Raw genomic sequence first — 891 nt, 5'->3', positions numbered from 1 at the left:
GGCAGGGAGAATGAATGCCCAATCCCAGTAGTAGTATCTCGTTGCCGTCCACGTTTTTTCCTCATGCCAGTATTTGGCGCTAATCTGGCACAGATTTCTGCGGAAATTCCACTCAAAACGTCGAGGAGTCATTGCAAGTTAACTGGCTTCTTCCGGTTGCGATGAAATAAAGAATTACTGAATATTCAACTAGATACCGACCGCTCTTGCCATAAAATGCAGTAGCGATGAAATAAGATCATGCCCAAGCGGGAATGTATCTGGCATATTTTCGGGAATCTGGCGCGCCAGGATCATTTTTAATGATCCCCTGTTCCACGGCAATCGAGATAATCTGTGAAATCCTGCTTCCACTGCGCTCTGAAAGGCCAAAACGTTCTCGCAGGGTTTGGTTGGTCATCTTTCTTCTCAACACCCACTGCAACACGCAATGCTGATAACAAGCCCGCACCCGGTCACTACGATCCATCAACTTGAAATCCTTGGCGCCATAAATCACCGCCACCGTTCGCTGATGTTCGACGAGAAAATCAGGAGCAGGCAACTGAAGGAATTCTGCTGCCTCGATCACTCGGTCGATGCCACTACTTTTTTCCTCACAAATACCAAAACGACGCATCAAATCAGCCAGTCGCTCGTTTCGAGACTGGTAACCATCGATAAAACGGTCAACGGGAACAATGGGTTCACCAGGATTGGAAATTTCTACGCGATCAGCATAAACCTCGACCATGGGGGAGGTACCGGTCAGCTCGAAATCCTGATGAATGAGCGCATTGGCCAACAATTCTCGAATCACCACCTCGGGAACCAGCTTTACTTCTTTGCGGATTGCATCTTCGATGACTTCGTTTTGTGGCAACCGACCCATCACATACTGGACCAATCCAC

1 protein-coding gene is annotated in these 891 nt (G+C 48.1%); it reads right to left on the bottom strand.

Annotation, left to right across the window (positions count from 1 at the left end):
• Positions 1-238 precede the first annotated feature (238 nt).
• The coding region (locus ACOCD2_RS22525) for an ATP-binding protein (protein ID WP_293650344.1) at positions 239-891 on the bottom strand (653 nt) is incomplete at its 5' end.

Origin of the sequence: Thiolapillus sp., from assembly GCF_048562965.1 — a bacterium.
Taxonomy (GTDB): domain Bacteria; phylum Pseudomonadota; class Gammaproteobacteria; order Chromatiales; family Chromatiaceae; genus Thiolapillus; species Thiolapillus brandeum_A.
This window is presented reverse-complemented; position numbering and strand designations above follow the sequence as displayed.